1 protein-coding gene is annotated in these 407 nt (G+C 36.1%); it reads left to right on the forward strand.

Annotated features, from left to right (window positions below; all coding sequences use genetic code 11):
- Positions 1-407 (forward strand): TolB-like translocation protein (locus ACYU7A_RS13490; RefSeq protein ID WP_460577357.1); only part of this gene is annotated, 407 nt, incomplete at both ends.

The raw sequence follows: 407 nt of genomic DNA on the forward strand, positions 1-407 counted from the left end.
GGAGTTACCATTCAATAGCAACGAATATAGTGTGGCACATCCGGCATTAAGTGCAGATGAGAAAACATTATATTTTGCATCAAACATGCCAGGTACTTTAGGACAATCTGATTTGTTCAAAGTTGAAATAAAATCTGATGGAAGTTATGGTACACCAACAAATCTTGGAAATGTAATCAACACAGAAGGAAGAGAAACTTTTCCGATGGTGACTAATGAGAACGAAATTTATTTTGCCTCAGATGGACATCCAGGACTTGGAGGATTAGATGTATTTGTTGCTAAAGAGCAAGCTGATGGAAGCTACAAGAAAGTAGAAAACGTTGGAGAACCATTAAACAGTTCGAAAGACGATTTTGCTTACCTTATCAATACATCATCAAGAATAGGATATGTTACCTCAAATA

The organism is Flavobacterium koreense (genome assembly GCF_054776075.1).